Source organism: Petrotoga sp. HWHPT.55.6.3 (assembly GCF_002895495.1).
GTDB lineage: Bacteria > Thermotogota > Thermotogae > Petrotogales > Petrotogaceae > Petrotoga > Petrotoga mobilis.
Map to the genome: position 1 here is coordinate 1 of NZ_AZRJ01000018.1, position 1,644 is coordinate 1,644.

Annotated in this window: 1 protein-coding gene; it reads left to right on the forward strand. The window is 31.9% G+C overall.

The window, feature by feature from the left end; translation table 11 throughout:
- Window positions 1-224 precede the first annotated feature (224 nt).
- A complete protein-coding gene (locus X926_RS06375; RefSeq protein WP_103065457.1) occupies window positions 225-1,418 on the forward strand; it encodes a hypothetical protein in 1,194 nt (397 codons plus the stop codon).
- Window positions 1,419-1,644 lie beyond the last annotated feature (226 nt).

A 1,644-nucleotide genomic window follows, 5' to 3' on the forward strand; every position in this document is an offset into this window, starting at 1 on the left:
TCTTCGGGATAAACATGAATCACGTTAAACTGTTAATACCACAAATGCAAATGATTTGTTTTTGCAACTAATCTGCATAAGCATTATACAACAAAAATTTTAAAATGTCAAATTTGCGCATTAGATAATATTACATGTCCGTGAAAAAGATTGGTTAGATCATAATTCGATGTCTTTGAAATGATATCATATCCTTGACTCTTTTGGAAGGAGGCAAGGAAAAAATGGAGGCATTCGATATGGAACTAACCAAAAGGTTGATAGAAAAATATTTGAAATCAAGTAAAAAAGAGAAGTCAGAGATTATTTCAAAGTATTGTGAGTTAACAAAAGTAAAAAGAGCTACAGCTGTAAAAAGGTTTGAAAGATATAAGAAGAGATATCTGTTTCAAGAAAGAGACACTCAAAAGAATTCAAAAAAGAGAAGAGGACCAAAGAAGAAGTATGGACCTATTCATGAAGTGATATTGTGGAAATGTTGGGGATTATCTGGATGTATTTGTGCTGAAAAACTTCATCCAATGTTGGAAGTATACATCGAGGAATTGAAAAAGAATAACAGATTTTCATTGTATGAACTTTCAAAGACAGAAGAAGCAAAGAAGGTATCCTTAGGTACATTGAAAAGAATGGTAAGTAGATTTCCTAAGGTATCTACAAAGAAGCATAAAGGTAATGCGTTCATATATCAAAAGGTACCAATTTCAGCAAACTTTGGAAGATATGCTTTTGAAGAGGTAGGATATGTTGAAGTTGATTTCGTAGAACATAATGGAGGATCGAGTGCAGGGCCCTTTGCTGTGACAGCTGTATATACGGATCTTTATTCACAATGGATATCAAGAGCTGCAGGGCTTGGTAAAAATCAAAGGAGCGTTGAGAATATGGATCTTCTTGCTCATACGAAGCTGCCTGTTGACATTATACATTATCATCCTGATAACGATAAGACTATACTTAAAGTGCTTTTTGAAAAGGTAAAAGGGAATAACGAAGTTAAACTTTCAAGGAGTAGACCTTACAAGAAAAACGATAACGCTCACGTGGAACAAAAGAACGGGGATAAGGTAAGAAAATTGGTGGGGTATTTCAGGTATGAGAGTGAAGAAGAGGTAAGTCTGCTCAACGAGATTTACAGCAAAGCAGACTTACTAGATAACTTCTTCATACCCAACTTTAAACTAAAAAACAAAGTAAAGAACGACAAGGGTAAAACAATAAAAAAAGAATATGAGAAACCTAAGACTCCATACCAACGGTTGCTTGAAAGCAATACTGTTAGCGAAAAAACTAAATCTCAACTAAAGAAAACATACGAAACCTTAAACATGGTAAAATTAAGAGAAGAAATAAATATTCTTGTGGATAAATTATACAACATTCAACTAACAAAAAGCAAATCAAGTTCAAAGACATAAATACTATCTAACCAATACCCTATTTCGATGACACTTAATTATGATCTAACACGTAGCATTACGGATATTTAATAATGTAACTTAGCATAATTATATATTAACTAAATAAATGTTTGTGCGTTACTTTTTGTGTATTAAATATTGAATTAGAAATTTATGATTTTTGAAATTTGGATTCTCAAAAATTTAGCAGTTTACGAATATGAATAAGATAATTTTAGAGTTT

Coding starts and splice junctions, on each gene's coding strand:
- X926_RS06375 (WP_103065457.1), top strand. CDS start 225: ATGGAGGCATTCGATATGGAACTAACCAAAAGGTTGATAGAAAAATAT.